We start from the raw sequence: 1,381 nt of genomic DNA, 5'->3' as shown, positions 1-1,381 counted from the left end.
TCTTCGCGCTGGCCGCGGAGACGGGAGTGCCGGTCCTGGTGCACGCCCCGGCCGAACCGGCCGGCACAGAGCGGGTCGACGACATCGGCTTCGTCGAGCAGATCGGCCGCTTCTGCGACGTCACCATGGGCATGGCCATGATCGCTTTCGCGGGATGGCTGGACAAGTATCCCGGGCTGCGACTCATCGGTGCCACCGGCGGCGGTGCGATGGCGTTGCTGCCGGAGCGCCTCCAGACAGCGGCGCGGCCCCGGCACTGGGGCGGGGGCGCGCCGCCGGCGCAGTCGGCCGCCCCGCCGGCGGCCGACCCGGGCGCGGCACTGCAGCGCATGTACGTCGACACCAGCCCGCTCAGCCCGGCACACCTGAGCCTCAACGCCGAGGTGCTGGGGCCCGAGCGGATGCTGTTCGGCACCGACTCGCCGCCGCTGTCGGTGCCCTTGGAGGAGTGCATCCGCATGATCGAGAAGCTGCCGGTCGACAAGGCGTCCCAGCAGCTCATCCTCGGCGGCAACGCCGAGGCTCTCTTCGACCTCAGGAGCCGTCCGTGACCGCCAAGCAGGACCCCGCAATCGCAGCCGAGCGGTGCACTCCCGAGTTCCGGCGGAAACAGCGCTGGGCAGGCGGCCTTGGCCCGTGACCGGCGCGTGCTCCCGTCGTTGCAACCGTTAGTGGTCCGCCTTGTCATGGCTTCCCTGCCTCGGGCGGCGGGCCTAGTGCCCCCGGATTGTGATCCTCGGGGGCACACTCATGCCCACCTGCCCGGCCGGGGATGTTCGCGGGCCCCGGCCGGCAGGCGCCGCCGAACGCGCCGCCGCCGCTGCCAGGCCCGACGTCACCGATTGCCGCGATGACGAGCAGCAGGGGGTCCGGCTGTATTTGCTGCTGCTTGCCCTGGCGGTGATCCTGCTCGTGGTGGCGGGCCTGGTCTACCTCACCTACCAGCACCCGGCGCTAGCCGACCCCCTGGGAGTCGGCTTCGCGGCGGCGGCCGTCTTGGTGACTGGCCTGGGCTTCGCCCTCACGAGGCAGTGACACAGTGCCGAATGGCTCCCACGACCACTACCGGAACTCTCCGCCGCAACAACCGGCGACAGCCCCGCGCTGAAGGGAATTGTGCTTTAGCCACGCTGCGCGGGGAAGGCGGGCACTCGGGTGACCCGTCCCGCAGAATACCGGTGCCGCCGGCGGCGAACGCGGAGTACTACGCGGAGCGGGTCCGCGGGCCGGCGCTGCTGCTCGCCCCGCACCGGGGTTCGGTGGGGGGGGAGGTGCAGCGCAGGGACGGTGGTTCAGCCCGGCGACCGGCATGCGTGGCCCGCTGGGTCCAGCAGGCCAGGCTCATCCGGAACACACCGGTCACGACGGTCGCGACCGGTCT

At 72.0% G+C, this 1,381-nt stretch carries 3 protein-coding genes; all 3 read left to right on the top strand.

The window, feature by feature from the left end; all coding sequences use genetic code 11:
- On the top strand, positions 1-551 hold a 551-nt coding region (locus FCI23_RS55720), incomplete at its 5' end, for an amidohydrolase family protein (RefSeq protein WP_169317508.1).
- Positions 552-750: 199 nt separating this feature from the next.
- A complete protein-coding gene (locus FCI23_RS55715) occupies positions 751-1,035 on the top strand; it encodes a hypothetical protein (RefSeq protein ID WP_136731771.1) in 285 nt (94 codons plus the stop codon).
- Positions 1,036-1,178: 143 nt separating this feature from the next.
- Positions 1,179-1,381: hypothetical protein (locus tag FCI23_RS59095; RefSeq protein WP_211265917.1), on the top strand; the 203-nt coding region annotated here is incomplete at its 3' end.

The organism is Actinacidiphila oryziradicis (genome assembly GCF_005047355.1).
GTDB classification, from domain to species: Bacteria; Actinomycetota; Actinomycetes; order Streptomycetales; family Streptomycetaceae; genus Actinacidiphila; species Actinacidiphila oryziradicis.
This window is presented reverse-complemented; position numbering and strand designations above follow the sequence as displayed.

Bases quoted from the DNA above. Each gene is read 5' to 3' on its own strand.
- FCI23_RS55715 (WP_136731771.1), top strand. From the start codon at position 751: ATGCCCACCTGCCCGGCCGGGGATGTTCGCGGGCCCCGGCCGGCAGGC.